This window comes from Pseudomonadaceae bacterium SI-3 (assembly GCA_004010935.1).
Classification (GTDB): Bacteria; Pseudomonadota; Gammaproteobacteria; order Pseudomonadales; family Pseudomonadaceae; genus Stutzerimonas.
Window position 1 is genome coordinate 4,678,509 of the sequence record CP026511.1, and the last position, 26,709, is coordinate 4,705,217.

At 60.3% G+C, this 26,709-nt stretch carries 21 protein-coding genes and 1 tRNA gene; 6 read left to right on the plus strand and 16 right to left on the minus strand.

What is annotated here, in order from left to right:
- Position 1 precedes the first annotated feature (1 nt).
- Positions 2-238 carry a 50S ribosomal protein L28 gene (locus tag C1896_21680; protein AZZ47315.1) on the minus strand — a complete coding sequence of 79 codons (237 nt, stop codon included), beginning with the start codon at positions 236-238 and terminating at the stop codon, positions 2-4.
- 613 nt (positions 239-851) lie between these two features.
- On the opposite strand from C1896_21680, the gene C1896_21685 reads away from it, so the two are divergent.
- A complete protein-coding gene (locus tag C1896_21685) occupies positions 852-1,634 on the plus strand; it encodes an IclR family transcriptional regulator (protein ID AZZ47316.1) in 783 nt (260 codons plus the stop codon).
- A 91-nt stretch (positions 1,635-1,725) separates the two neighbouring features.
- Here C1896_21685 and C1896_21690 read toward each other — a convergent pair whose 3' ends face one another.
- Positions 1,726-2,307 (minus strand): TetR/AcrR family transcriptional regulator, encoded by a 582-nt coding sequence (locus C1896_21690; protein AZZ47317.1) that lies wholly within the window; start codon positions 2,305-2,307, stop codon positions 1,726-1,728.
- 92 nt (positions 2,308-2,399) lie between these two features.
- On the opposite strand from C1896_21690, the gene C1896_21695 reads away from it, so the two are divergent.
- Positions 2,400-3,302, plus strand: coding sequence for an alpha/beta hydrolase (locus C1896_21695; GenBank protein ID AZZ47318.1), 903 nt, complete (start codon positions 2,400-2,402; stop codon positions 3,300-3,302).
- A 148-nt stretch (positions 3,303-3,450) separates the two neighbouring features.
- On the opposite strand, the gene C1896_21700 is transcribed toward C1896_21695, so the two are convergent.
- From C1896_21700 to C1896_21735, 8 genes are all read right to left on the minus strand, one after another.
- A complete protein-coding gene (locus C1896_21700; GenBank protein ID AZZ47319.1) occupies positions 3,451-4,938 on the minus strand; it encodes a DNA methyltransferase in 1,488 nt (495 codons plus the stop codon).
- Complete coding sequence (locus tag C1896_21705) at positions 4,931-6,439, minus strand: AAA family ATPase (protein ID AZZ47320.1); 1,509 nt, start codon at positions 6,437-6,439, stop codon at positions 4,931-4,933. Before C1896_21705 ends, C1896_21700 begins: the two co-directional genes overlap by 8 nt.
- Before the next feature lie 214 nt (positions 6,440-6,653).
- The gene (locus C1896_21710; GenBank protein AZZ47774.1) at positions 6,654-7,493 is read right to left on the minus strand and encodes a hypothetical protein; all 840 of its coding nucleotides are present in this window, start codon (positions 7,491-7,493) and stop codon (positions 6,654-6,656) included.
- Between the two features lie 503 nt (positions 7,494-7,996).
- Complete coding sequence (locus C1896_21715) at positions 7,997-10,843, minus strand: restriction endonuclease subunit R (GenBank protein ID AZZ47321.1); 2,847 nt, start codon at positions 10,841-10,843, stop codon at positions 7,997-7,999.
- Positions 10,844-10,981: 138 nt separating this feature from the next.
- A complete protein-coding gene (locus C1896_21720) occupies positions 10,982-12,124 on the minus strand; it encodes a pimeloyl-CoA dehydrogenase small subunit (protein ID AZZ47322.1) in 1,143 nt (380 codons plus the stop codon).
- A 12-nt stretch (positions 12,125-12,136) separates the two neighbouring features.
- The gene (locus C1896_21725; protein AZZ47323.1) at positions 12,137-13,333 is read right to left on the minus strand and encodes a pimeloyl-CoA dehydrogenase large subunit; all 1,197 of its coding nucleotides are present in this window, start codon (positions 13,331-13,333) and stop codon (positions 12,137-12,139) included.
- A gap of 46 nt (positions 13,334-13,379) precedes the next feature.
- The gene (locus C1896_21730) at positions 13,380-15,485 is read right to left on the minus strand and encodes a 3-hydroxyacyl-CoA dehydrogenase (GenBank protein ID AZZ47324.1); all 2,106 of its coding nucleotides are present in this window, start codon (positions 15,483-15,485) and stop codon (positions 13,380-13,382) included.
- Positions 15,486-15,798: 313 nt separating this feature from the next.
- Positions 15,799-17,247 carry a succinate-semialdehyde dehydrogenase I gene (locus C1896_21735; protein AZZ47325.1) on the minus strand — a complete coding sequence of 483 codons (1,449 nt, stop codon included), beginning with the start codon at positions 17,245-17,247 and terminating at the stop codon, positions 15,799-15,801.
- 330 nt (positions 17,248-17,577) lie between these two features.
- Between C1896_21735 and C1896_21740 the strand changes: the two genes are divergently transcribed.
- A tRNA-Arg gene (locus C1896_21740) sits at positions 17,578-17,654 on the plus strand.
- 80 nt (positions 17,655-17,734) lie between these two features.
- Here the strand turns inward: C1896_21740 and C1896_21745 are convergent.
- Entirely contained in the window at positions 17,735-18,667 is a 933-nt protein-coding gene (locus C1896_21745; GenBank protein AZZ47326.1) for a LysR family transcriptional regulator, read from the minus strand.
- A gap of 175 nt (positions 18,668-18,842) precedes the next feature.
- Here C1896_21745 and C1896_21750 point away from each other — a divergent pair, with 175 nt between their 5' ends.
- Entirely contained in the window at positions 18,843-19,616 is a 774-nt protein-coding gene (locus C1896_21750) for a sugar dehydrogenase (GenBank protein AZZ47327.1), read from the plus strand.
- A 165-nt stretch (positions 19,617-19,781) separates the two neighbouring features.
- Here C1896_21750 and C1896_21755 read toward each other — a convergent pair whose 3' ends face one another.
- The 4 genes from C1896_21755 to C1896_21770 all read right to left on the minus strand — a co-directional run bounded on the left by C1896_21755 (position 19,782) and on the right by C1896_21770 (position 24,557).
- Positions 19,782-20,087, minus strand: a complete 306-nt coding sequence (locus C1896_21755) for an ArsR family transcriptional regulator (protein AZZ47328.1) — start codon at positions 20,085-20,087, stop codon at positions 19,782-19,784.
- Positions 20,088-20,176: 89 nt separating this feature from the next.
- Positions 20,177-21,301: an alkene reductase gene (locus C1896_21760; protein ID AZZ47329.1), complete on the minus strand. Its 1,125-nt coding sequence runs from the start codon at positions 21,299-21,301 to the stop codon at positions 20,177-20,179.
- Positions 21,302-21,652: 351 nt separating this feature from the next.
- The gene (locus C1896_21765; GenBank protein ID AZZ47330.1) at positions 21,653-22,378 is read right to left on the minus strand and encodes a DUF4198 domain-containing protein; all 726 of its coding nucleotides are present in this window, start codon (positions 22,376-22,378) and stop codon (positions 21,653-21,655) included.
- 58 nt (positions 22,379-22,436) lie between these two features.
- Complete coding sequence (locus tag C1896_21770; protein AZZ47331.1) at positions 22,437-24,557, minus strand: TonB-dependent siderophore receptor; 2,121 nt, start codon at positions 24,555-24,557, stop codon at positions 22,437-22,439.
- Between the two features lie 138 nt (positions 24,558-24,695).
- On the opposite strand from C1896_21770, the gene C1896_21775 reads away from it, so the two are divergent.
- Positions 24,696-25,064: a cytoplasmic protein gene (locus C1896_21775; protein AZZ47332.1), complete on the plus strand. Its 369-nt coding sequence runs from the start codon at positions 24,696-24,698 to the stop codon at positions 25,062-25,064.
- A gap of 148 nt (positions 25,065-25,212) precedes the next feature.
- On the opposite strand, the gene C1896_21780 is transcribed toward C1896_21775, so the two are convergent.
- The gene (locus C1896_21780) at positions 25,213-25,407 is read right to left on the minus strand and encodes a hypothetical protein (GenBank protein AZZ47333.1); all 195 of its coding nucleotides are present in this window, start codon (positions 25,405-25,407) and stop codon (positions 25,213-25,215) included.
- Between the two features lie 339 nt (positions 25,408-25,746).
- Between C1896_21780 and C1896_21785 the strand changes: the two genes are divergently transcribed.
- The gene (locus C1896_21785; protein AZZ47334.1) at positions 25,747-26,667 is read left to right on the plus strand and encodes a LysR family transcriptional regulator; all 921 of its coding nucleotides are present in this window, start codon (positions 25,747-25,749) and stop codon (positions 26,665-26,667) included.
- Positions 26,668-26,709: the final 42 nt, after the last annotated feature.

Consider the following 26,709-nt stretch of genomic DNA (forward strand, 5'->3'; position numbering starts at 1 on the left):
CTTAAACCTTTTCGCCGCGAGCGCGGAGTTCAGCCAGAACGGCGTCGATGCCGCGCTTGTCGATAACGCGCATGCCTTTAGCAGTCAGGCGCAGACGTACGAAGCGGTTCTCGGACTCGACCCAGAAGCGGTGATGCTGCAGGTTCGGCAGAAAACGACGACGGGTTTTGTTGTTCGCGTGGGAAATGTTGTTCCCGGTTACCGGACCCTTACCGGTAACTTGACAGACTCTCGACATGCCTCAGCCCTCTAAAACCACATGCCCAACCCGGCATGGGTTGGCCGCTTGAATTCAAATGTCTTTTTGGCGCTCAGCGCCACGTTTCGTTGGGGTCTTACCGGCTACGCGGCAAGCGATGAAACCGGGCCCCTAGAAAAGAGCGCTGCTTTATATCAGAAAGCCCCCCTGGCAACAAGCGCGGTGTAACTTTTAAGCATCGGCGTCTATCGCCGCAATCCTTCCCTAGGCCGCGCCCGACACGGTCTGACGGAGTATGCCGTTCGTCGCCTTTGTCTTTTCCTCTTTATATATGGACCGAACCGCTCGCGGCAACGAACCGGCCTAACGGGCGCATCGGCTCGCGTCGTATCGATGCGATCCAACCGCACGTAACGATACAGCACTCATCAAATCCGACCATGTATTCAGCAGCGCCAGCGAACTGACGTTTTACTCTGCGGAATGCAAACCGATATTTTCAGCTATTATGCTTGAATTGGCACAAGCAACCGGGCCATGGCCGGCCCTCGCGGCAAGGCCCGAGCATTCTGTAAAGGCCGCCCTGCCGAGCGAAGGGGCGATCTGCTATCGTGCGGCCCCGCCGCCCCACCACTAGACAGACCGACACCTCATGAGCGACATCGAAGACACCGATACTCCCAAGGACCGCAAATTCGTCGAAGCGCTATCGCGCGGGCTGGATGTACTGCGTGCCTTCACCCACGGTTCGGTGGTGATGGGCAACCAGGACATTGCGCGTATCACCGGATTGCCCAAACCGACGGTGTCGCGCATGACCTACACTCTGACCAAGCTCGGTTACCTCAGCTACTCGCCGCAGCTGGAAAAGTACCAGCTCGATTCCGGCGTGCTGGCGCTGGGTTATGCCTACGTGTCCAACCTGCGCGTGCGCCAGCTGGCCAAGCCATACATGGATGAGTTTTCCCGCCGTACCAACACATCAGTGGGGCTGACCTGCCGTGACCGGCTGTCGATGATCTACATCGAGAACTGCCGTCCGGCCGAGGTTTCGACGCTACGCATGGACGCGGGTGTACGCCTGCCGCTGGCCACCACCGCGGCAGGCCGCGCCTTCCTCGCGGCAACCCCGGACAAGGAGCGAGAGCACCTGATGGCCGCGCTGGAAACCAAGTACGGAGACGGCTGGGCAACCATGAAGCAATCGCTGGAAGGCTCCTTTGCCGAGTTCCGCCAGCACGGCTTCTGCTTGTCGCTCGGCGACTGGGACCGCAACGTGATGGCCGCTGGCGTACCGCTGCATCTGGCCGACGGCAGCATCATGGCGCTGACCTGCGGCGCGCCCTCGTTCCAGCTCAGCGAAGAAACCCTACGCGGCTCGCTGGCACACCAGCTGGAAATGCTCGCACGCGATATCGAAAGTCTGGGCGTCTGATCATTGGCTAAGCGACACCCAGTCAAGCGGGAAGCGTAGGCTTCACCGACCTTTCGCTCATCGACTCCGCAGGATGGCGATCAGTCCGCCGTCACTGCGACCGGACGCTGGCCCAGGCGATGTCCGCGAGCAGTTCGCGGCAATCCGCCAACGCGGTACGCGCGCGTCCGGCCAGCCAGTTACGGGCCAGGTCGTGGCAGGGCCCGATCACTACAGCCAGAAAGCAATCGCCCGGCATCCGGCGAAAGGCACCGCTATCACGGTGCCGACGCAGGATTGCGCTCACCCGCTCGCCATGGGCCTGATTGACCTCGCGCAGTCGTTCCCCCATCTCACCGGCCTCTACCCGCCCACGGTTGTGCAGAACGAAGCGTGCCCAGTCCGGGTTTTCCACGACCCAATCGATGTAGCTGGTGACGAACAATCTGACGCACGCCTCGGCATCCAGCGTATCGATCAGTCCGGCCTCCAACCGCGCGGCGTATTCACCGATGCCCTCCAGATAAAGCACAGCGATGATCCGCTCGCGGTTACCGAAATGGTGGTAAAGGCTGCCGATGCTGGCGCCGGAACGGTCTCGGATCATTTCGATGGTGGTCGCCTCCACCCCGAACTCGGTAAAGCAGGCGAGCGCGGCCTGAAGAATTTCTTGCTTGCGACTACTTCGGGACATCCGATCTCCGACTAGAATAATGTTCTAGAATTAATTTCTACTGCTCCTATACTGCACCGATCCAGGCATTACAAAAAGATCGGAGAACAGGCATGGCGACGATACAGGCTGAAGCACGCTCGATCGACAACCGTAACGGCCATCAATTGGCGAGCTGCTGGTATCACCCTGAGGGCATACCACGCGGCGCCGTGCTGATCGCTCCAGCAATGGCGGTGAAACAAGACTTCTATGCCCATTTCGCCAGTTGGCTAGCCAACCAGGGATTTCTGGCGGTGACATTCGACTACCTCGGCATGGGCCAGTCCTGCCATATCCCTTTACGTCAGCTTGAGGTGGATATTCTCGACTGGGCCCGTCACGACTGCAGTGCCGTGCTGGCCAACGTTGTGGAAGCGGCCAGGGAGCTACCGATCTATTGGATCGGCCACAGTGTCGGCGCGCAAATCCTGCCGCTGGTGCAAGGCCATGAGCGGCTCACCCGCATCGTGACCATCGCCGCAGGCAGCGGTTATTGGCGCGAGAACAGCCCACAGATTCGCCGCCAGGCATGGTTGCTTTGGCATGGATTGGCGCCGCTGCTTACGCCGTTGTTCGGCTACTTTCCCGGTGGGCGTATCGGGGCAGTCGGTGATCTGCCGGCCGGCGTGATCCGCCAGTGGCGTCGCTGGTGCCTGCATCCGGACTATTTGGTAGGCGTCGAGGGCGAACCCATGCGCCAGGCCTTCGCTGCGGTGCAGACTCCGCTGACGTCATTGTCATTTACCGATGACGAGATGATGTCGGCGCGCAATACCGAGTCCTTGCACGGCTTCTACACCGCCGCACCAAAACAGATGCGCCGCATCGCCCCGGACGAAGTCGGCGCCGATCGCATCGGCCACTTCGGCTTCTTCCGTCGAGCCTTCGCGCCTACGCTCTGGACGGATTATTTGTTGCCGGAGTTGGAGCAGGACGACCGGGATCAGAATGACGCGCTGGCCGCGGTGAGATAGGCAATATGCGGCGTGACAACATGGTCCTGCCGCAGCTATGCATAGCGGTCATGCTGCACAGCATGCATGCGACTCACTGCCCCGCCACAACGCAAACCGCGCACCGCCTGATTCGGAACGGGCTAGTCAGCTATTGCCAATGTGCTGATCATCGGCCACCCAGCCCCGCCAGCACTTCGCGGAAGCTGGCCAAGCCGGCCTCAATGTTCTCGATGATCTCCTCGGCCAGGTCATCCGGCTCGGGCAGGTTATCCAGATCGGCCAGCGTCTTGTCCTTCAGCCAGAAGATATCCAGGCTGGTCTTGTCGCGGGCGAGAATCTGCTCGATACCGTACTTGCGCCAGCGGCCGTCGGGGTTTTCCGTTTCGTGCCAGGTTTCCTGGCGGTTCTGGCGATTCGCCGGGTTGTAGCAGCTGATGAAATCTTGCAGATCCTCGAAGCGCAGCGGCTTCTTCTTCAACGTGTGGTGCACGTTGGTGCGGTAGTCGTAAAACCAGACCTCCCGGGTCCATGGCGTCTTGCTCGCCGGATGGTTATCGAAGAACAGCACGTTCGCCTTTACGCCCTGCGCGTAGAAAATCCCGGTCGGCAGGCGCAGGATGGTGTGCAGCTCGGTGGTTTCCAGCAGGCGCTTGCGCACGGTTTCACCTGCGCCGCCCTCGAACAACACGTTATCCGGCACCACCACGGCGGCGCGCCCCGTGCTCTTGAGCATGCTGCGAATGTGCTGCACGAAGTTCAGCTGCTTGTTTGAGGTGGTGGTCCAGAAGTCCTGACGGTTGTAGGTGAGGTCGTCCTTTTCCTGCTCGCCTTCGGCATTGGTGAAGCTCATCGAGCTCTTCTTGCCGAACGGCGGATTGGCCAACACATAGTCGAAACGCTGGCCGTTATCGGCGATCAGCGAATCGTTGGGCGAAATGCTGCTTTCGCCGTCGATCTCGCCGATGTTGTGCAGCAGCATGTTCATCAGGCACAGCCGCCGCGTGCTGGCGACGATCTCGTTACCAAAGAAAGTGTGATTCTTCAGGAAATCCTTCTGCGCCTTGTCCAGGTTTGGATTGGCCGCGAGAAAATCGTATGCCGCCAGGAAGAAGCCACCGGTGCCGCATGAGGGGTCGGCGATGGTCCGGTTCGGTTCCGGGCGCATGCACTCGACCATGGTGCGGATCAGTGCGCGCGGGGTGAAGTACTGGCCGGCACCGGACTTGGTGTCCTCGGCATTCTTTTCCAGCAGGCCTTCATAGATATCGCCTTTGACGTCCGCGCCTAGGGTGACCCACTTGGTGCCGTCGATCATTTCCACCAAGCGGCTGAGTTTGGCCGGGTCCTGAATCTTGTTCTGCGCCTTGGTGAAGATCTGTCCGAGAATGCCGGACTTGCCGCCCAGCACCAGCAGCGTCTTGACGTAATGCACCTCCAGTTCCGCGCCGCGCCTCTTCTTCAGGTTTCCCCAGTCGCAGCCATCGGGGATACCGATGTCGCGGTTGTAGGGCGCCTGGCTGTACTCATCGGCCATCTTGAGGAAGATCAAATAGGTCAGCTGCTCCAGATAATCGCCATAGCTGACGCCATCGTCGCGCAGCGTTGTGCAGAAGCTCCAGACCTTGGAAATGATTGCGTGGGTGTTACTACTCATGGTGACTGTCCTGCTGAGCGAGATGCGCCTGCCCGGCGGGCGTGAGGCGATATGTTTGTAGCCGGCTATTGGGTTTGTCCGGCAAGGTGTATTCGATAAGGTTCTCAGCCAGGAGCTGGCGCACCGCATGGTTGAGCGGCCCAGAGACGCTGCGCTGCCCGAGCGAGCGCGACAACGCCGCCTTGCTCAGGGGGCCGCCCCGCAAGCAACGCAGCACCCGTAGCTGCAGCGACTCTGGCTGTGACTCTGGCTGTGACTCTGGCTGCGACTCTGGCTCTGCCCAAGGGCTGGGCTCCCGGATGATCATGCCTTTGTCCGACAAATCTGGCCTGTAGGGCAGCATCAGAGTCACGCGAAAGATCGATTCCTCACTGAGGATCGGGTCCTGCCCGCCAAAGGCGCGGGCGTACTTGAACAGGTTGCGCACGCCGGAACCAAGCTCCTCGGCCCACTGCATCTCGCGGAACACGCGAGCGATTGCCGGATTTTTCGGCGAAGGGGCGAAATCATCCGGGCGCAGCAGACCCAGGCCGTGGGGGTTGTTGCTGTTTTCCGTAGTTACCCGATCACGCTGAATGATCAACTTGGCGGGGAACGGATTGAGGTATTCGCGGTGAATCAGCAGATTCGCCACCACCTCGCGGAAGATGCGCTCGCGCAGGCTGACGCGCTGGTTGCCCTCCAGATAGAAGGGATCGGCGACGTGCTTGTTCACGAAGGCCATCAGCCGGTCGTAGCTTTCCAGCAGGTTGGTGCGGATATCGTCGCGGTCATCGTAACGGTCGAGGTCCTTCACCCGCAGAATGGCGTCGGTGCGGTGATGCGGCACCACGCCCAGCACCACCTCGTCGCGCCCGAACAGCAGCGCGCCGGCCATGGAGATGCCCTCCTCCCCGGTCTGGTAGTCGCGCTGATACAAGCGGGCGCTTTTCAGCAGCTCCAGATCGTCCAGCTCGGCCCAGGGGTGGCCGCTGCGCTGCAAGCGCACGTTGTGCCGCACACGCTCGATCAGGTCGCTGCGCAAGTCATCCAGGCGGAGGAACGGAAAGATGCGGTTCTCGCTGTAGCTATCCTGCTTGCGCAAGTACAGCTCGGCGATCAGCTGCGTCCGGCCGGTGATATCGAAGTCGCCGTCTTCGTTGCGGCTGAATATTCGGCCATTGCAGCTGTGAACCTGAGAGCTTTCCGGCACGCTCAATACCAGCAACACCTGCCCATCCAGCTCAACCTGCTCGGGCACCAGCGGCATCGGCGGGTTGATCTTCTGTGGATTGTGCAGGGTATTGGCGAGGTCTTTGCGCATCTGCGCCAACGCGTCGGACGCGATGCCGGTCACCTGACCATCGTCCGCCGCGCCCAGGATCAAGGTGCCGCCGCGCTGGTTGAGAAAGGCGCAGATGGTTTCGTAGATATCGCGATTCAGTGCCTCCCGGGCACGCTTGAATTCAACCGTCAGGCCTTCACCATCACGCAGCAGACGGGTCAGGTGTTCTGGGGTCATGGTCGGATGCTCCCGTCATGTAGGACGGAAAACAGAGCAGCGTTTTCCACCGATCTGTGCCGTACTGCCGGGGCGGCTCGCCGGCATACGCCAGCGCGAGCGGCGGGTTGCATCCGCCCTAAATTTTCGGATGCAGAGGAATATCGTAGGGTGGGCTTCAGCCCGCCGCCCGTGAGCCCTTGGTGGGCTGAAGCCCACCCTACGGAAGCGTCGCTCATGCTTTCGCCTTACGCCCACGCGCCTTGGGCTGCGCGGCACGCTCAGCGCGAATACGTTCCAGCAGCATGCTGGCCGGCTCGTCATTCGGGTCTTGTGGTACCAGTTGGCCGGAGAAGGCTTTTTTCAGAATGGACTGGCGCAGGGCTTCGGCCTGTTGCAGCGAGTAAGTGATGGTTTGTTCGAGATTTTCAATAACGGATAATTTGTCTTCGATCAGCTCTACGACTTTCGATTGCTCAACCAACTCGGGCAGGTGAATGGTAATCGAACGAATATTTTCTAAGTTAAGGCCAGGTTTTCCTGCACCATAAGCCAAGTCGGTTAGTTGTTTACGTCCCGCAGCTTCGGCGACTACAAACCAATATAGGAATCTTGGTAGAACGTTATTGGTTGGTCGGCAGAGGGCAACATGCTGGCTAACGTAGGCAGTATCAATGGCATGTTCGACCAAAGCAGACTTAGTCACGTTGGCCCCTGTGATAGTAACCAACAAATCACCTTGCTGAACCCTTGTTCTTAGCCCTTCAGCTCGATCTGGCAATGCAACAAAAGCTATGTCGCTTAGGTCAAGGCAATCATGCTTGATGTTCTGTGCACGAATGAAAATATCGCCTGCATCCGCATAGTAGGCTGCCCAGCCTCGTGACCCTGAAGTCAGAAAGCTTAGTAGTTCGCCAAGCTTATGTTTAGGCCATGTGCAGTCTGTAACTGCACACGTTGAGTCGGCGGTCAGCTTGCCCTCGAAGGCATGCTTGAGCAGGGTCTGGCGATAGACCTTGAGTTGCTGCTGGGCAGTGCGCAGGTTTTCCACACCTTTATCCAGCTCGGAGAACAGTTCTTCGATTTTGGCGACGATGCGCTGCTGTTCGGCTGCAGCCGGAAGTGGGACGGGCATCTTGCTAAACGTAGAGCCTGATATTTCTTTAAATGTTGTTCCTGTTGCCAATGACTCAGCCAGCTGCTTTGCGCTTTTAAAATAGTAGTAAATATATTCGTTGAAAACTCCGGCAGCAGGAACAAGGCTTTTAAAACCTTGGTTGGTGCTTATGTCGCAAGTACTAATGGCTGTGTAGCCGATCGGGGCGCGGGATGAGAAGTGGACGCTGCCCGCAGGCATGACATTGGCAGAACTATTCTGCAATCCACTCTGAGTAATTGATTTTGCGCCTTTACTGATAAATTTCGAATAATAGCCTGTGAGGTCCGAAGGAGATATCCAAGCTACATCGCCGCCCCAGTAGGTTGGCTCTTTGGTCGAAGGGGTTCCTCCTGAAACTACTTTTCCAAGGTCGGCAACTGTTGCCCATACCCAGGTTTTGGGAAAATCAAGCTTCTGCATCACGCCACCAACGCCTCATTGATCTCATCCATTACCGCCTCGTACTGCGCGCCAAACTGCTCGTAGAAGCCGCCCAGCCCGCCATGGCGATTGAAGGGCGCGAAGTCTAAAGCATCGCGGTCGATATGGATGGAGGTGGCGATATGGTCGCGGATCATCTGCAGCCACTGCATCTGCGCTTCGTTGAATTTCTCGCCACCGCCGGCATGGCGCTTGAAGATCCACTGCTTGAAGTTGCGGTTGACCGTGTCTTCGAAGGGGGTGACTTTCGCATCCAGCCCGCAGACGCGGCGGATCAGCGCGACCAGGGCAGTCAGTTCATTGAGCGGGTTCTGCCCGCTGACTTCGTCCAACCGGGCGTAGGCCTGCCACACGTGCAGCGGCGCGAGATGCGGTTTATCCGCCGTGAGCCGCTCGAACAGCGCGCGAATTTGCTCGTAGGTCACTTCGCGGCGACGCTGTGGCTGGGTGAAGTAGATGCTCAGGGCGTCTATTTCGTCGCGGTGTTCTTGCAGGTAGGCGGCGAAATCCTCGCTGATGCTTTGCGCCTGCTCGGCGCTGTCGCGTTGCCACCCGGCGTTGAGCACTTCATCGAGGGTGTCGTGGTCGATCTTCTGTTCCTTGTCGCGGCGGATGCGGTCGATCACCTCGATCAGCTCGCCGTTGAATACCTTGGCGGCATCCTTGACCAGCTCGGCCTGGGCCTGATCGCGCAGGGCCTCGCCGGGGTCGGTGCCGGCGGGCTGGCTGGCCAGTTGCAACGCACGGGCTTCGACCAGGTCGGCATCGATGGCGTTGAACAGCCGGCTGACGATCTGCTGCAGACTGACACCGCCGCTAAGCGCTTCAAGCTTCTTGTGGTCGGCCGGCTCCAGCTGCTTGTTCAGCCGCGCCAGGCGCCCGGCCAGGGAGCTGACGCTGTCACTGTCGCTGGCGCCCATCATCACGCCCATGGCCAGATCCTTGAGCGGCACGCTGGGCTTGGTGATCAGCGGCTGGCTGGCGGTTTTCAGAGATTTGCTGACGCCGATGGCATCGACAATGACGTAGTGAGTCTTGCCGGTGATGGCGGCCGAGGAGACCTTTTGCAGGTCGTCCTTTTCCAGCGTGCGGGTGCCGCGGCCCTTCATCTGTTCGAAGTAGTTGCGGCTCTTCACGTCGCGCATGAACAGCAGGCACTCCAGCGGTTTGACGTCGGTGCCGGTGGCGATCATGTCGACGGTGACGGCGATGCGCGGGTAGTAGGCGTTGCGGAACTGGGCGAGCAGGTCTTTCGGGTCTTCTGCGGCTTCGACGACGTTGCCATCGGCATCCTTGCGGTCCTGGCCGACGCGGTAGGTGATCTTCTTGCAGAAGGCGTTGCCTTCACCGAACTCCTCGCGCACGCAATGGATGATGTCGTCGGCGTGGCTGTCGGTCTTGGCGAAGATCAGCGTCTTGGGCACCTGGTACTTGCCGTCGGCTTCGTAACGATTGGGGAAGATTTCCGGCAGCTTGTCGCGGAAGGTACGAATCACCGTGCGGATCTGATCCGGGTTGACGATGTTGCGGTCGAGCTGCTTGCCGCTGTAGGCCTCGTCTTCGTCCTGCAGCTCCCAACGCTTGCGACGGGTCAGGCGTTCACGGCGTTCGATCTGCTGTTCGGCGCTCAACGCCCCTCCGCGCTGGGTCACGGCGGTTTCGATGAGGTAGACCTCATTGCCGACGTTGACGCCATCGGCCACGGCCTTCTCGTGGCTGTAATCACTGACCACGTTCTTGTGGAAGAAGCCGTAGGTGCGGTTGTCCGGCGTGGCGGTAAGGCCGATCAGGCTGGCGTCGAAGTAGTCGAGCACCTGTTGCCAGAGGTTGTAGATGGAGCGGTGGCATTCATCGATAAAGATGAAATCGAAAAACTCCGGCGAGATCTTCGCGTTGTATACGACGGGCAGCGGCGCCTTGGGTTTGGTCAGTTGCTCGGCTGGGTTGATCTCTTCGGCGGCGTCATCCAGCTCCTCGCCCTTGAGCGTCGCGTACAACCGCTGGATGGTACTGATGCACACGGCGCTGTCGCTGGCGACATAGGCTGACTTGAGCCGCTGCACCGGGTAGAGCTCGGTGAACTTACGGTTATCGTCGATGGGCAAGTAGCTCATCATTTCCTGCTCGGCCTGTTCGCCGAGGTTCTTGGTATCGACCAAAAACAGGATGCGCTTGGCGCCAGCATGTTTGAGCAGGCGGTAGATGGCGGTGATCGCGGTGTAGGTCTTGCCAGCTCCGGTAGCCATTTGAATCAATGCGCGTGGCCGCGCGGCATGAAACGAGGCTTCGAGGTTGCGAATCGCTACTTCCTGGCAATCGCGCAGGCGCAGTTCGCTGGCCGGCAGCTGCTCAGGGTTGAGCAGCGGTATAGCTTGCAGACGAGCGCGCAACGTCTGCGACTGGCCCAGCCATTCGCGCAAGGTCTCGGGGCGGTGGAAATTGAACACTTCCCTGGAGCGCGGCTTGGGGTCGCGTGCATCGGTGAAGCGGGTAATGACGCCGGTGCTTTCATAGAGGAAGCGCAGCGGCTCGCTGGCCTTGATCCACTTCAACTGAGCATCGGCGTAACCCTGCGTTTGAATTTCGACGACGCTGAGGCTCTGCCCGGCCTCCTCCCGCTTGGCCTCGATCACGCCCACCGGCTTGCCATCGACGAACAGCAGATAGTCGGCAGGCCCGACACTGGTGCTGTACTCGCGTACCGCAACTCCAGGGCCGGCGCTGAAGTCGATCTTCTTCTGCGCCTGCACGACCCAGCCGGCCTGGCGCACTTGTTCGTCAATGCGGTCACGGGCGAGCTGTTCGGGATTCTGGTTGAGCGTCATGAGGTCATCCAAGCAAGCGGGACGACTGGATGGTAACCGCTTTGCCACGCCTGTCGGCAGAGGGCTGAGCGCCGCGGATAGATGCTTGGAAAGCAAAACCGGGCCATAGGGCCCGGTCGTGGTGTCGCGATTGGCGCGTTACGCCACCTGCATCAACTTCGCATAGGCCTTCAGATGATGATCATCGTCACCGAACTGGTGGGCGATCATCACCAAGCGCTTGGCGTGGTGGGCGAGGTTGTATTCCCAGGTCATGCCGATGCCGCCGTGCAGCTGGATCGCTTCTTCGGCGACCTTGCGTGCAGCGCGTGCGCAGATGTATTTGGCGGCGGCGATGATGCGGCGGCGGTCGTCGTTGTCTTCGCCGTCGGCAAAGGTCGCGGCGAGGATTGCCATGCTGGTGGCCTGCTCAAGCTCGGTCTGCATGTCGACCATGCGGTGCTGCAGGACCTGGAACTTACCGATCGGCACGCCGAACTGCTTGCGCGTCTTCAAGTAGTCCAAGGTCAGCTTGCATGCCTCGTCCATGCTACCCAACGCATCGGCGCATTGCGCGGCGATGGCGCGGCCTTGCTGGTAGCGCAGCGCCGGGAGCGCGTTGCCAACGTCGCCTAGCACGGCATCGGAACCCACCTGCACGTTGTCGAGGAACAGCTCGCAGCCCTTGCGTCCGTCGATGGTTGGGTAGACGCGGCGGCTGACGCCTTGGGCGTTCGAATCGACAAGGAACAGGCTGATGCCGGTTTCGTCACGGCTGTCGCCCGAGCTGCGCGCGGACACGATGATCTTACCGGCGCTGTGTCCGCCGATTACCACTGCCTTGCGTCCGGACAGGCGATAGCCGCCGTCGACCGCTTCAGCTTTGGTCTGTACATCGTGCAGGTTGTAGTGGCTCTGCGGCTCGTCGAAGGCCACCGCCAGTTGCAGCGAACCGGCTGCGACCTGCGGCAGCAGATCTTCTTTCTGCGCGTCGCTGCCCAGCTGGTTGAGCAGGCCGCCGCCGAAGATCACCGATTGCAGGTAGGGCTCCAGTGTCAGGCCCCGGCCCAGCTCGGTCATTACCAGCATGGTTTCCACACCACCGCCGCCAAAGCCGCCAATCTCTTCATCAAACGGCACGGCAGTCAGGCCAAGCTCGCCCAGCTGGCCCCAGAACTCGGCAGAAAAGCCCAGTTCCGACTCGCTGAATTTCTCGCGCTGCTCGAACGGGTAAGCGTCGCGCACCAGACGCGCCGCGGTGTCTTGCAGCATCTGCTGCTGTTCAGTCAGTTTGAAGTCCATTGCGGTGCCCCCTTACAGCTCGAGAATCATCTTCGAGACGATGTTCTTCTGGATTTCGTTGGAGCCGCCGAAGATCGACAGCTTGCGCATGTTGAAGTAGTCGCCGGCCAGCGACGCGCTGTAGTCGGCGTGCAAGAGGTCGCCTTCGTAGTCCAGCTGCATTTCCTCTTCAAGGAACGGCAGCGCGTACGGGCCGATGACCTTGCGCAGCAGGCTGGTGATGGCCTGGCGGATCTCGGTGCCCTTGACCTTGAGGATCGAGGATTCGGCGCCAGGCACGCCCCCTTCCTTCGCGGCCGCAAGAATGCGCAGGGTGCTCATTTCGATGGCCATCAGCTGCATCTCCACTTCCGCAACCTGGGCGCGGAACAGCGGGTCTTCGAGCATCGGCTTGCCGTCGCACACCTCCTTCATGGCGATGCGCTTGAGATGTGCCAGTGCAGCCTTCGAGGCACCGATGCCGGCGAGGCCCGTGCGCTCGTGGGTCAGCAGGTACTTGGCGCAGGTCCAGCCCTGGTTTTCCTCGCCAACGAGGTTTTCCACCGGCACGCGGACGTTGTCGAAGAAGACTTCGTTGACCTCATGGTCGCCGTCCAGGGTGATGATCGGCCGCACGCTGATGCCCGGAGTCTTCATGTCGATCAACAGGAAGCTGATGCCGCGCTGCTGCTGGGCTTCGGGGTCGGTGCGCACCAGGCAGAAGATCATGTTGGCGTGCTGGCCGAGGGTGGTCCAGGTCTTCTGGCCATTGACCACGTAATGGTCGCCGTCGCGCACGGCGCGGGTCTTGAGGCTGGCAAGGTCGGAGCCAGCTCCGGGCTCGGAGTAGCCCTGGCACCACCAGTCTTCGCCGGAGAGGATGCGCGGCAGGTAATGGTCCTTCTGCTGCTGGCTGCCGAACTTGATGATTACCGGGGCGACCATGTTGACGCCGAACGGCACGGTACGCGGCGCGCCAAACTGGGCGCATTCTTCGTCGAAGATGTGCTTTTCCACCGGGCCCCAGGTAGTGCCGCCCAGCTCCACCGGCCAGCCCGGCGCGTACCAGCCGCGCTTGACCAGGATCTGCTGCCAGCGCTCGTGATCCTGCTTGGACATGTGCTTGCCGAGCTTGACCTTGGCGGCGATGTCCGCCGGCAGCTCGTTTGTCAGGAAGGCGCGCACTTCATCGCGGAAGGCGAGCTCTTCGGCCGTGTAGTTGACGTTCATGGATGAATCCTCGATATCCGATCGGCAGAGTGCAGGCGGGCGGTGCTCATTGCCCGGCCTGCCATTCGGTGAAGGTGCGGCCTTCGGCGGCCAGTTTTTCCAGCAGTGGCGCCGGTTTCCACCAGTCGCCGCAACGTGCGTGCAGCTCCTTGACCCGCGCCAGCACGGTGTCCAGGCCAACGCTGTCGGCATAGAACATCGGCCCGCCGTGGAAGGCCGGGAAGCCGTAGCCGTTCAGGTAGATGACGTCGATGTCGCTGGAGCGCTGGGCGATGCCCTCTTCGAGAATCTTCGCGCCCTCGTTGACCAGCGCAAAGATGCAGCGTTCGACGATGTACTGCTCGTCCAGCGCCTTTCGCTCGATGCCTTTCTCTTGTGATGCAGCTTCCAGCATAGGCGTGAGTTCAGGGTTCTCCAGCGGCGTTCGGTTGCCCGGCTCGTAGCGGTAGTAGCCGGCGCCGGTCTTCTGGCCCAGCATGCCGGCGGCGCAGAGCTTGTCGGACACGGTGGGGAAATCCAGGTGCGCCGGCAGGGTTGCGCGCTGGCGCTTGCGGATCGCCTGGCCGATGTCGAGGCCCGACAGATCGCGCATGGCGAAGGGCCCCATGGCCATGCCGAAGTTGCGCAGCGCACCGTCGACCTGTTGTGGCGTGGCACCCTCCTCTAGGAGAAATTCCGCCTCACGGCCGTACTGGAAGACCATGCGGTTGCCGACGAAACCGTCGCAGACGCCGACCACCACTGAGACCTTCTTCAGCTGCTTGCCGATGGCCATGGCGGTGGCGAGCACCTCATTGCTGGTCTTCTCGCCGCGCACCACTTCGAGCAGGCGCATGACGTTGGCTGGGCTGAAGAAATGCAGCCCGACCACGTCTTCAGGACGCTTGGTGAACGCGGCAATGGCGTTCAAATCCAGTGACGAGGTGTTGGAGGCGAGAATCGCGCCGGGTTTGCATACCGCATCCAGCTGCTCGAACACCTGCTGCTTGACGCCCATTTCCTCGAATACCGCTTCAACCAACACATCGGCATCGGCCAGCGCAGCGTAGTCGGTGACGCCTTCGACCAGCGCGAGGCGCTTCTCCATCGCCTCCTCGGTCAGGCTGCCGCGCTTGACGCTCGCCGCATAGGTATCACGGGCTCGCTGCAGGCCGCGCTGCAAGGCTTCTTCATTGATTTCCAACAGCTTTACCGGTACCCCGGCATTGGCGAAGCTCAGCGCGATTCCGACACCCATGGTGCCACCGCCGATCACCGCGGCGGTCTTGATCGGACGCGGTCTCACGTCGGATGGCAGGTCATTGATCTTGCCGGCCTGGCGCTCGGCGAAGAATGAATGAACCAAGGCACCCCGCTGTGGCGAGTTCAGGCATTCGGCAAACAGCTCACGCTCACGCTTGAGGCCTTCGGCCAACGGCAGTTGGGTGGCGGCCTCGACTGCAGCGATGCAACGCAGCGGCGAGAACAGCCCGGGCATGCGCTTAGCGACTTCAGCGTGCTTGGCACGGATCAGGGCCTCGTTGTCGGCGCCCTCAAGGCCTTGGGTCTGCTCGCCAGTGCGTCGCGGTGCGCGGCCTTCATCGACCATACGACGGGCGTAGGCCTGGCCGGCGTCCACCAGATCACCCTCAAAGAGCTCGTCGACGATATTGTGCTCAACCGCCTCAGCCGCACTGATAGGCGTGCCGCTGACAATCATGTCTAGCGACTTGGCGACACCGGCAAGCCGCGGCAGCCGCTGGGTGCCGCCTGCGCCGGGCAGCAGGCCCAGCTTCACTTCCGGCAGACCGACCTTGGCGTCTTTCCGGGCGATGCGGTAATGGCAGCCCAGCGCCACTTCAAGTCCGCCGCCCAACGCGGTGCCGTGGATCACTGCAACGCTCGGCTTGCTGCAGCTTTCGATGAACTCGATAACCTCTGGCAGGCTCGGCGCTTGCGGGGGCTTGCCGAACTCCTTGATGTCAGCGCCGGCGATAAAGGTGTTGCCCTCGCACACCAGCGCGACGGCGCGGACCTGCTGGTCCGCTTCGGCACCCTGAAAGGCCTTCAGTAGACCCTCACGCACAGCCTGGCCGAGGGCGTTGACCGGTGGATTGTTGACCGTGATCAGAGCGATCGCGCCCTGAATTTCGAGCCTTACGGCATCCGTCATGGCAGGCCTCCGCTTGTGAAATGATGATTAGAGTTGTTATTTCACGGAATCATGTTTCGCACAGCAGAATAGTTGAGTCATTTCCGCATGTCGAGAGACTGGCAACAATCGATGAACCTAGCAAGCGCCATAAGTCATGTAGCGTTGCTGGCATAACTGAGACTGGGCTATATCGTCCCTCTGCAGCGCCTTGGTGGCTGGCAGCGGACCCGGCATGGCCGTACCGACTGGTCACTTATCGAATGACCAAAACACCAGGCAAAAAAAAAGGAGCCGGCCCCCAGGGGAACCGGCTCCTCGTAGTTCAGCGCATTTACAGCCCGAGGCAGAGGTATTTGATCTCGAGGTAATCCTCGATGCCGTACTTCGAACCTTCGCGACCCAAGCCGGAGGACTTCACGCCACCGAACGGCGCCACCTCGGTGGAGATCATGCCGGTATTGATGCCGATCATTCCCGACTCGATGGCCTCGGCAACGCGGAACACACGACCCAAATCGCGCGCATAGAAGTAGGCGGCCAATCCGAACTCGGTATCGTTGGCCAGGGCGATGCCTTCGGCCTCGTCCTTGAAGCGGAACAGCGGCGCGAGCGGGCCGAAGGTTTCTTCCTTCGCCACTTTGGCATCGTGCGGGACATTCACCATCAAGGTCGGCTCGAAATAGCTTCCGCCCATTTCGTGCGCTTTGCCGCCGGTGAGGACCTTGGCGCCATTGGCCACCGCGTCTTCAATATGTTCGCGCACCTTGGCGGCGGCGCGGTCGTCGATCAGCGGTCCGATATCGACGCCTTCGTCCAAGCCGTTGCCGACCTTGAGCTTGGCCACCGCTGCCTGGAATTTCTCGGCGAAAGCGTCATAGACCGAATCCTGCACATAGATGCGGTTGACGCAGACGCAGGTCTGCCCGGCATTGCGGTACTTGGACTGCATGGCGCCCTTTACCGCTTCGTCGAGGTCGGCATCGTCGAACACCAGGAAGGGCGCATTGCCGCCCAGTTCCAGCGAGAGCTTCTTGATGCCCGGCGCGCACTGGGCCATCAGCTTGGCGCCGACTTCGGTGGAGCCGGTGAAGCTAAGTTTGCGCACGGTCGGGTTGGCGGTCAGCTCGTCACCGATATCGCCGGCCGAACCGGTGACGACGCTGAACACGCCCTTTGGAATGCCGGCACGTTCAGCCAGCTCAGCCAGGGCCAGCGCAGAGAATGGCGTCTGGCTGGCGGGTTTGAGCACCATGGTGCAGCCCGCCGCGAGCGCCGGGCCCGCCTTGCGGGTGATCATCGCTGCCGGGAAATTCCACGGTGTGATGGCCGCGGTCACGCCAATCGGCTGCTTGATGACGATGATGCGCTTGTCTTTCTGATGCCCAGGAATGGTGTCGCCATAGATGCGCTTGGCTTCCTCGGCGAACCACTCGATAAAGGAGGCGGCATAGGCGATTTCGCCCTTCGACTCGGCCAGCGGCTTGCCCTGCTCCAGCGTCATCAGGCGACCCAGATCGTTCTGGTTTTCCATCATCAGCTCGAACCAGCGGCGCAACTTCTGCGAACGCTCCTTGGCAGTCAGATCACGCCAGGCCGGCAACGCGCGCTCGGCAGCCTCGATGGCCCGGCGCGTCTCGGCAGCGCCCATTTTCGGCACGGTGCCAAGGATCTCGTTGCTGGCCGGGTTGTTGACCTTGATGGTCTGGCCGCTGTCCGCGTCCTGCCAGGCTCCGTCGATATAAGCCTGCTGACGGAACAGCTTGGTGTCGTTGAGTTGCATGGCAGTCTCCTACGAGCCGACGACGCTGCGTCGGAAATTGAATCTAGGCCCTCAGGCCGATACGGAGCGATTGGCGCTGGAACCGCCCGACCTAGGTCAGAACGAAGGAAAGTCCTCGGGTTCCTGCCGTATAGCAAAGCGTTTGAAATCTCGAACGAATGCTAAGCCTGCACCCTGGAATCAGCAACATCATGTTCGGAAAAATTAACGCGCCATAGCTCAGCCTGATGACCAACCGAATCGCCGCGCCAAGCCTGAACCATCAGCCACCCAGCCGTCCAAGCGCCATGGACGACCGCAGACGACATGCGTATGATTGCGCCCCGCAACGCACCAGTAGCTCAGCTGGATAGAGTACTGCCCTCCGAAGGCAGGGGTCGTGGGTTCGAATCCCGCCTGGTGCGCCAAATACGGAAAAGGCCTCACGTGAAAACGTGAGGCCTTTTTGCTTTGGGCTTTGCCCGTTCTGTGCCATGCCGCACGACCCCTAAACATCAGACGCAGCCTTGCCAGCCTCGGCCAGCAACCAATCGCGAAAGGCTTGCACCTTGGGCAGGTCGCCGCTGTCGGCCCGATAAACCACGTAGTACGCCTGGGTTAGCGGGCAATCCAAGCCGCTGTCGGCCAGGGGACGTATCAACCGACCCGCATCCAGGTCGTCCTTCACCATCACACTGCGCGCCAGTGCGATCCCCTGCCCGTTCATCGCTGCCTGCAGTACAGCGGCCGAGTTGTTAATACGCAGGCCGTGACTGGTGTTTATTTGATTGAAACCCGAGGCGTCCAACCACATTCGCCAGGTCGGGTAGTCCGCATCGGTCGCCATCGACAGGTCGTGGATCAACGTAGCGCGCGGCAAGCGTTCTGTTGGCAGCCGCCCGCGCTCCAATAGCGGATAGCTTGGCGAGCAGACTGGAAATATAACTTCGTCCATAAGCCGAACGGCGGTTAGACCAGGCCAGCTGCCGGAACCATAGCGGACACCGACATCGATACGCTCAGCCTGAAAATCCGCCGAACGCGAACTGGTGTCCAGCAGCACATCCAGATCCGGATAAGCGTGCTGAAATCGCTCGATGCGAGGCAGCAACCATTTCGCAGCAAAGGCCGGGCTCACAGTAACGGTGAGCTCGACATTCGCGCCCGCGTCCCTAAGCCGTGACAAGCCCAACCGCAATTTTTCGAAGCCTTCGCGAATATCAGGCAGTGCCGAGCGCGCCGCGTCCGTCAATTCAAGGCGCGCCGAACCACTTGTGGCGCGGGTGAATAAAGCGACTCCAAGCCACGATTCCAAGTTGCGGACCTGATGCCCTACGGCCGCCGGCGTGACGTTCAACTCAGTTGCGGCTGCAGAAAAACTACGGTGCCGCGCTGCGGCTTCGAATGCACGCAAGGCGTTGAGGTTGGCAGGGGCAGTCATCGATAGATTTCCTATCTCGGTAGGCAAGATTTTATGCGTTGTTGGCAGTGCCTGAGCGAAACAACAATTGCATCAGGACGACAGTAAATGTCCCGCAGATGGGGAACCTCTGCGCCACCTGAAGGTTGTTGGCGATCATCAACCTTACGCTCAGCAACACTGCGGAGATCAAAACATGCATAGTTTTTCTAACAAGGTAGCCATCGTTACCGGCGGTAGTTCAGGAATTGGTAAGGAAGTCGCCAAGCGTCTGGTCGAAGCTGGCGCCTCGGTGGTTATTGGCGGTCGCGATGCGGACAAGCTGACCCGGGCAGCCCAGGATATAGATGCCAGTGGTCGTCAGGTACGTTCACTCGCTGGCGATATCGCCCAACCCGCCACTGCTCAGGCATTGGCTGACCTGGCGGTGCGCGAGTTCGGCGGAGTGGACGTTCTGATCAATAGCGCGGGTGTCTTCAATCCGAAGCCGTTCCTCGAGGTCAATCCTGATGAGTACGACTGGTTCCTCGATACCATCCTCAAGGGCAAGTTCTTCATGGCCCAGGCTGCTGCTAAAGCGATGCTCCAGCGCGGCGGCGGCGTTATCGTGCAAACCGGTTCGCTGTGGGCGATTCAGGCAATCGGCGCGACGCCTTCCGCTGCCTACTCCGCAGCGAATGCCGGCGTGCATGCCTTGACGCGTAACCTGGCGATCGAGCTGGCTGGGTCAAACATCCGCATCAACACCGTGGCACCAGCCGTGGTCGAGACGCCGGTATACAACACCTTCATGGATGCTGAGCAGGTCAAGGAAGTGCTTCCGACCTTCAATGCGTTCCACCCGTTGGGGCGTAACGGACAACCCGGTGACGTAGCTGCGGCCATCCTGTTTTTGGCTTCGACCGAGGCCTCCTGGATTACTGGCGCCATACTGCCGGTCGATGGTGGTGTGACCGCCGGGCGCAACTAAACAACCGTGTTCGTTGTGATTCGGTTGGGCTTAGCAAATGCGTAGGTGATCCGCCGCGTCTGGCGGACCGAATAGGTTCTGCCATCCCTCTCGCACCGGTAGAAGCGATACTCCATCAACGACCCATCCGGGGTCGGCATGGTCTCTGCCTAGCCCACCATCGTCTCAAATGGCTTTTCCGAGCGCCTCGAGCAGCATGGCGATCTTCTGCTCGTTTCGCTTGTAGTAGGTCCAGGGGCCGATGCGTTGCGAGGTCACCAGCTGCGCGCGCTGGAGCGCGGCGAGGTAGTTCGAGACGGTCGATTGGGACAGCCCGACGCGCTCCTGGATGATGCTGACGCAGACGCCCAGCTGCTCGGGATCGGCTTCCTGCTCCGGGAAGTTGGTCTTCGGGTCCTTCAGCAGGGTAAGGATGGCCAGGCGGGTGGGGTTGTCCAACGCCTTCAGCGCTTCACTGACGTCTATGCTCATATCTGCGTCGGGTAGTGGGTTTTCGCGATCTTACGATACTTCGCCTCGAATCGCTGCGTGCCCTACGACGGAGGGCACGCAGCGGCGGTTTATTCCGAGTGGGCCGGATAGTCGGTATAGCCCTGCTCCGTTCCGCCATACATGCTGCTCGGATCAAGCGTGTTCATGGGCGACCCATGGGCAATCCGAGACGGCAGATCAGGATTGGCAATGAACGCGCGTCCGAATGCGACAAGGTCGGCCCAGCCGGCTTCGATTGCCGCGGCAGCTCGCTCTGGCGTGTATTTACCCGCGTAGATGATTTTGCCGCTGAACGCCTTACGTACAGCCTGCCTGAAGCTGTTGGGCAATTCCGGCGCGCTGTCCCAATCGGCCTCAGCCAGTGACACATACGCCACGCCGATCTCTTCCAGGATTTTCACGGCTTCTACGTACGTCTCGTGGGGATCGTCCTCGACCAGCCCCAGGTAGACGCGCTCCTCATCGGTGCTGGCAAAGAGCGGCGCAAAGCGTATCCCGACCCGGTCCGCGCCTATCGCATCGGAAATCGCCTGCGCGATCTCGCGCAAAAAGCGCAGGCGGTTCTGCAGCGAACCACCGTATTCGTCGGTTCGGGTGTTGGTGTGAGCCGAGATGAACTGATTCACTAGATAACCATTGGCGCAGTGCACCTCGATGCCGTCGAACCCTGCCTCCAAAGCGTTTCGCGCAGCCTGGACATAGAGTTGCACCAGCTCTTTGACCTCCCCGGTTGATAGCGCTCTCGGGGTCGACGGATCAGCCAGCATCCCTTCGCCGGGCCCGGTCTCGATGAAGACTTTGACGTTGCGTGCGGGGATTGCAGAGGGCCCCACCGGATCAGCCCCGTCAGGCTGGAGCGATGTGTGGGACACGCGCCCGACATGCCACAACTGCGCGAAAATCACGCCGCCTTCGGCATGCACCGCTTGAGTGATGGCCTTCCAGCCTTCGACCTGTTCCTGGCTGTGGATGCCAGGGGTCCAGGCGTAGCCCTGGCCTCGCGGCTCGATCTGGGTGCCTTCGGTCACCATGAAACCTGCACCGGCTCGTTGCCGGTAATAGGTCGCCATCAGTGAGTTAGGGACATTGCCCGGTTGCGAACTCCGCGAGCGCGTGAGAGGAGGCAGGACAATGCGGTTGCGCAGAACGAAGGGGCCGAGCGAAGTCTGGGTGAAGAGTGATTTGTGATTCATAACGTTAGATTTAGATATCGTGATTTATAGATATTAAAAGGCATGGGCTGCCTTACCGAGAAGTGCGTCGTCTCCACACAAGCGTCGAGCTTCAAACGTGGGCAGTGACGACCACTGGACTGGCTATGCTGGTCATCATATCGATAAATGTCAATATCTAGATTTTAGACTGCGCCATGCTGAGATATTGGAGCTGCCGTGTCAGCACGGTGCCGAGCCCACCTAGACCGGCAAGGCACCTGCGCTTCGCGCCCTAGGGAAACGCCTGTGAAATAGACGACGCTTGTCGGTCTCACAGGCGTTGAAGCGATGCAACGAAGAGGATTTGGGCCCTTCACCTGCGATGGTCGATCAGTGCTCGTGCTTGGCGCTGACGAAACTCAGCGAGGAGAACATGCCGCGCACGCGGGCGTCCGGGTCTTCGCTCGGGACGGTGGTGGACGCTGCGATGACGTTGAGGCCGTGGTTGCGCACGGTGATCTTCGCCTTGCCCTGCTTGTCGGTGGTCGCTGCCACTTCATCCGGGGTGTTCACGTAATCGGCGATCAGCTCGACGTTGGAAGCCGGTTTGCCGTCGACCAGGACCTGAACCTCCAGCTCCTCTCCTACGTCAACCGACAAGGGATCACGTTGCGGGACGATGGCCAGTTTCAGCTTGTCTATCGATGGCAGCTTCGCACCCTCATGCAGCACCGCCAGGCTGTACTTGTAGTAGCGACCGGAATCCAGCGCGCCGGGAACCTTAGATTCACCGACGTTGAGCCACTTCTTGTCCGGCGCCTGCGTCCAGTAGCCGTTGTCCAGCGCGACGCTGAGTACCGCCGGCGACTCAAGCGGCTTGAGTCGTGCATGGTCTTCGAGTCGTTCGACGGTGACCGGGATACGGCCGCCCCGCTGGTCGCTTGCCCAGGCTCCGGAAATCTTCTTCGGGTCATAGGCATTGTCCTCGGCGCCATGACCGTAGATCACCTCGATGTTGCCGCGACGCTCTTCCGTCCACATGCCGTGGGCACAGGCCTGCCCTGCCATTAGTGCAGCGATCAAAGCCATGGCGTATTTCGCGTGGTGCATGTTCATCTTCTTTCCTTATGGATACATCGAGTGGCGGGCCGGCTCGGGTTGAGCCGGTGCTGCGTTACAGATCTAGCGACAGGCTCACGCTCAGGTTGCGCGGATCGCCTGGCATGACCCAAACATTGCTGTAGGAACGTTCGTAGTAGGTGCGGTCGAAGGCGTTGTTGAGGTTCACACCCAGGGTCAGGGCCTGCGTCGCCTTGTAGCGCGCCAGCAGATCGACGGTGGTGTAACCCGGCAGTTCGAAGCCGCTATCCGCGACGTTGCCGGAACGATCGCCGACATAATTGACGCCACCGCCGAGCTCCAGGCCTTGCAAGCCGCCATCGAGGAACTCATACACGCCCAGCAGGCTACCGCTGTGCTCGGGCACGTTGAGCAGGCGGCTGCCGCGCGCGCGAGTGTTGTCCTCGGTCACTTCGGCATCGACATAGGCGTAGGCGCCGATCACCCGAACTTCGTCGGTCAGCTGTCCGGTCAACTGCAGATCGATACCGCGGCTGCGCACTTCGCCAGCTGCGATTTGATAGGCCGAATCCGCGGGGTCCGCGGTGAGCACGTTTTCCTTTGTCAGGTGAAACGCAGCGACGGTCATGCCCAGACGGCTGTCGAGCAGATCGAACTTGAAGCCCGCTTCGTAGCCCACCCCCTCCTCGGGGTCGAAGGCCGCGCCTGACGCATCGGCGCCGCCATTGGGCTTGAATGACTGCGAGGCGTTGGCGAATACGGCCACTTCAGGCACGAATTGATAAAGCGCCCCAACGCGCGGCGTGATCTTTTCATGGGTCTGCTCAGCGCGGGTACCAGCGACTTCGTTGTCCAGCCGATGCTCGTAATGGTCGTAACGCGCGCCGATGACGCCGAACAGCTTTTCGCTGAAGCGCATCTGGTCCTGCAGGTTCAGCGAGCGGGAATAGACCAGCTCATGCCGATCGGTGCTGCGCCCGTCAGGGCCTACGCTGAATGGAGGACGCGGTTGCCCGTAAACCGGTTCGTAGATGTCGATCGGCGAAATGGGACGGGTGCGCATCAAGCGCTCATCTTTGGCATAGCGCTCGTACTCAGTACCGATCAGCAGGTTGTGCTCGATGTCGCCGGTATAGACCAGGCCACGCAGCTCCAGCTGGGTGATGCTGTCCTGCCAGTTGAAATCGCGATAGCGGTACTCGCGGTTGAGGGTGCGGGCATCGTCGGCCAGAAAGCTTGCCTCGGTGGCGCCTCCATTCAGACGCCCTTGCTTGTAGTGGCTGGCCAGGCGGACGGTCCAGCTGGCGTTGAGATCATGCTCGATCTCGGCCTGCAGGCTTTCGTTGTTGTTATCGATTTCGCCGTCACCGGGCTCACCGAAAAAGTCGGAGCGCGAGACGCTGCCAAGGCGATCATTCGGCGCAACCACACCGCGGTCGAATACCTGGCTGCTGCGGATGACTTCGGCCTGCACCAGCAGGCGCGTCTGCGGCGTCAGTTCCCAGCTGAACGCCGGGGCAAAGAACTGCCGCTCGCTGGAGCGGTAATCACGAAAGCTCTTGTTGTCCTCTACCGCCAGATTCATGCGGTAGAGCATCGTGCCCGCATCATCCAACGGTGTGTTGACGTCCAGGCTGCCGCGGTAACGATCCCAGCGGCCGGCACTCAGGTCCAGGCGCGCAAACTGGTCATTCTGCGGACGCTTGCTGACGATGTTGATGGTGCCGCCTGGGTCGCCGCGGCCATACAGGCTGGACGCCGGCCCTTTGAGCACGTCGATACGCTCGATGTTGGAAGGGTCCTGCGGGTTCATATAACCGCGGTTGACGCTGAAACCATCCTTGTAGAACTCAGACGTGGTCAGCCCGCGGATGCTGTATTCGTACATGGTCAGGCCGCCGAAGTCGTTCTGCCGCGCCACGCCACCCGCGTAGTCCAAGGCCTTCTCGATACGCGGGCTGTCCAGATCTTCCAAGACCGTGGCGGGGATGACGCTGACCGCCTGGGGCACCTCATCCAGCGGGGTGTCGGTCTTGGTGGCGCTCGCTGAACGGCGGGCGCGATAGCCGTTTACCTCGACTTGCTCACGCTCGGCCGTGACTACCACTTCCTCGAGAACAGCGCTGTCCGATTCCTGTGCCAACGCCGACAGGCTGCCCAAACCTGCCATGGCGGCAATGCCCCATACCCTTGCTGCAACCCAACTGCTGTTCATACCTGCTTCCGATCAAATGTTATACCGTAACATTTGATCGGAAGCTGTCTCTAACTGTCAAGGCCGCACGCCCTCTGGAAAGCTGGGTACAGCTAGGGCAGCATGCGGCGACAACGATCCATAACGAGGAACGCAGCGATGATCGATTTCGACAACAAGGGTTTCTTCAAGCTAAAGCAGAACGATGAGTACGCCGAGCGGGTCCGGTCGTTGCTGTTGGACGACGAGCAGGTAGTCGATTCCTACAAGTCCATGCGTGACGGCGTGGTGTTTACCAACAAGCGGATCATCGCGGTCAACGTGCAGGGCATCACCGGCAGCAAGAAGGATTTCACTTCCCTGCCCTACAACAACATCGTTGCTTATTCGGTGGAGACGTCCGGGACTTTCGATCTGGACTCGGAGCTGGAGGTCTATTTCTCGTCGCTTGGGAAGGTGAAGTTCGAGTTCACCGGCAAGACTTCGATCGTCGAGATATCGAAGCACATATCCAAACATCTACTCTGAACTGAGCGGCAGCGTACAGCGCAGTGCTGCACCTGCAGGGGGCTCAAGTCGTTGCGCGTCGTCCGGCAACGACGGACCCACACCAACCCTGGCTCGCTAGCATAGGTAGCGAGCAATTAAGTTTGACTGCCGCAATGAACCGGTGTCGTTACCGGTCAACCTCCACATCAGGGAAGGCTTTTTCAGCCGTCGAAGAGACGGCCTCGACAGGACGGGAAGACAACTCCGAAGGTTTAGTTTGTTCAGAGCGAATACCTAACGCGACCAGCAATGTCTCGCTCATTTCCATGAATGAATAGCCATCGGCCCATATTTCGGTTTTGCCGTTCAGTCTGTTATCCATGCTTTCCATATCCCAGGCTGCGCGCCCACTCAGCCGTGCGTTCGAATTGTTTTCTACGCCTGTTGGCGACACGGAACTGCAGCATCCTGCGTGCCAACATTGAAAAGAAGTTTTTTTCTTATATATCAATCGCTTACGGAACCAATAAGTTCCAGAAAATGTTGCAAGATGCACGATTCGCAATCTGCACCCTTGCGATGTGCATGTCTGCCCGTCTGTGCTGCAGATCACAAAATGGAGTCAGGATAATGACCAGACCACGGCCCGTGTCTTCGCCAGCGGTACACGACCAGGTCCGGCCTTTCGGCATAATTGGTAGCCCGCCCCTGAGCACGTGCCATGCAGATCGATGAAGAACTCACGCTGAAAAAGCTGGAGGTGTTTCTGGCCTTCATGCGCAGCGGCAATCTGAGCAAAGCGGCCGCCGAGCTGAACACCAGCAATGTCAGCGTGCACCGCGCCATCCACTCATTGGAGAGCGCCCTGCGCTGCCCGCTGTTCAAGCACGAGGGGCGCAACCTGATCCCATTGGAGAGCGCCTACGTACTGGAAGAACGCGCGCAGAAGCTGGTTCAGGACGTGCTTGAGACGGTGCGCCAGACCCGGGAGGCGGCGGGGTTCTCGGCCGAGCGGTTCAAGCTCGGCGCGCTGTATTCGTTGACGGTGAAAACCGTGCCGCAGCTGATCATGGGGCTGAAGCTGCGCCGTAGCGAACTCAACATCGACCTGATCCTCGGCTCCAACGTGGACCTTTTCTACAAACTGAAGAACATGGAGCTGGACGCGATCCTTGTGTCGCTCAACGACAGCGTCAGCCATGACCCGGACTGTGCACAGCTGCCCCTGTTTGCCGACGACATCTTCCTCGCCGCGCCGGCTGATTCGCCGTTCGCGCAACAGGCGGAAGTCGACTTGAGCGATCTGCGCGACGCCACCTTCATTACGCTTTCACAAGGCTTCGCCACCCATCAGGACGGCAATCGGGTATTCCAGCAGGCAGGCTTCGAGCCCAAGGTGGCGATGCAGGTCAATGACATTTTCACCTTGATGAGCATGGTCAATTCGGGGGTGGGCTATGCGCTATTGCCCGGTCGGGTGGGGATGGTCTACGAGGCGCGGGTCAAGCTGGTGCCGTTGCAGGCGCGGTATCACCTGCAACAGCACATCGGCGTGGTGTTTCTGAAGGCCAAGGAACGCGATCCCAACCTGCTCGCGCTCCTGGCCGAATGCCGCATGTACAGCCTCAAGAATCCAAGCTGAAACACGGGAGGATGGAAAATGGCAACGCCTTTTCCACCTCCA

Coding starts and splice junctions, on each gene's coding strand:
- C1896_21680 (AZZ47315.1), bottom strand. CDS start 238: ATGTCGAGAGTCTGTCAAGTTACCGGTAAGGGTCCGGTAACCGGGAAC.
- C1896_21685 (AZZ47316.1), top strand. CDS start 852: ATGAGCGACATCGAAGACACCGATACTCCCAAGGACCGCAAATTCGTC.
- C1896_21690 (AZZ47317.1), bottom strand. CDS start 2,307: ATGTCCCGAAGTAGTCGCAAGCAAGAAATTCTTCAGGCCGCGCTCGCC.
- C1896_21695 (AZZ47318.1), top strand. CDS start 2,400: ATGGCGACGATACAGGCTGAAGCACGCTCGATCGACAACCGTAACGGC.
- C1896_21700 (AZZ47319.1), bottom strand. CDS start 4,938: ATGAGTAGTAACACCCACGCAATCATTTCCAAGGTCTGGAGCTTCTGC.
- C1896_21705 (AZZ47320.1), bottom strand. CDS start 6,439: ATGACCCCAGAACACCTGACCCGTCTGCTGCGTGATGGTGAAGGCCTG.
- C1896_21715 (AZZ47321.1), bottom strand. CDS start 10,843: ATGACGCTCAACCAGAATCCCGAACAGCTCGCCCGTGACCGCATTGAC.
- C1896_21720 (AZZ47322.1), bottom strand. CDS start 12,124: ATGGACTTCAAACTGACTGAACAGCAGCAGATGCTGCAAGACACCGCG.
- C1896_21725 (AZZ47323.1), bottom strand. CDS start 13,333: ATGAACGTCAACTACACGGCCGAAGAGCTCGCCTTCCGCGATGAAGTG.
- C1896_21730 (AZZ47324.1), bottom strand. CDS start 15,485: ATGACGGATGCCGTAAGGCTCGAAATTCAGGGCGCGATCGCTCTGATC.
- C1896_21735 (AZZ47325.1), bottom strand. CDS start 17,247: ATGCAACTCAACGACACCAAGCTGTTCCGTCAGCAGGCTTATATCGAC.
- C1896_21745 (AZZ47326.1), bottom strand. CDS start 18,667: ATGACTGCCCCTGCCAACCTCAACGCCTTGCGTGCATTCGAAGCCGCA.
- C1896_21750 (AZZ47327.1), top strand. CDS start 18,843: ATGCATAGTTTTTCTAACAAGGTAGCCATCGTTACCGGCGGTAGTTCA.
- C1896_21755 (AZZ47328.1), bottom strand. CDS start 20,087: ATGAGCATAGACGTCAGTGAAGCGCTGAAGGCGTTGGACAACCCCACC.
- C1896_21760 (AZZ47329.1), bottom strand. CDS start 21,301: ATGAATCACAAATCACTCTTCACCCAGACTTCGCTCGGCCCCTTCGTT.
- C1896_21765 (AZZ47330.1), bottom strand. CDS start 22,378: ATGAACATGCACCACGCGAAATACGCCATGGCTTTGATCGCTGCACTA.
- C1896_21770 (AZZ47331.1), bottom strand. CDS start 24,557: ATGAACAGCAGTTGGGTTGCAGCAAGGGTATGGGGCATTGCCGCCATG.
- C1896_21775 (AZZ47332.1), top strand. CDS start 24,696: ATGATCGATTTCGACAACAAGGGTTTCTTCAAGCTAAAGCAGAACGAT.
- C1896_21780 (AZZ47333.1), bottom strand. CDS start 25,407: ATGGATAACAGACTGAACGGCAAAACCGAAATATGGGCCGATGGCTAT.
- C1896_21785 (AZZ47334.1), top strand. CDS start 25,747: ATGCAGATCGATGAAGAACTCACGCTGAAAAAGCTGGAGGTGTTTCTG.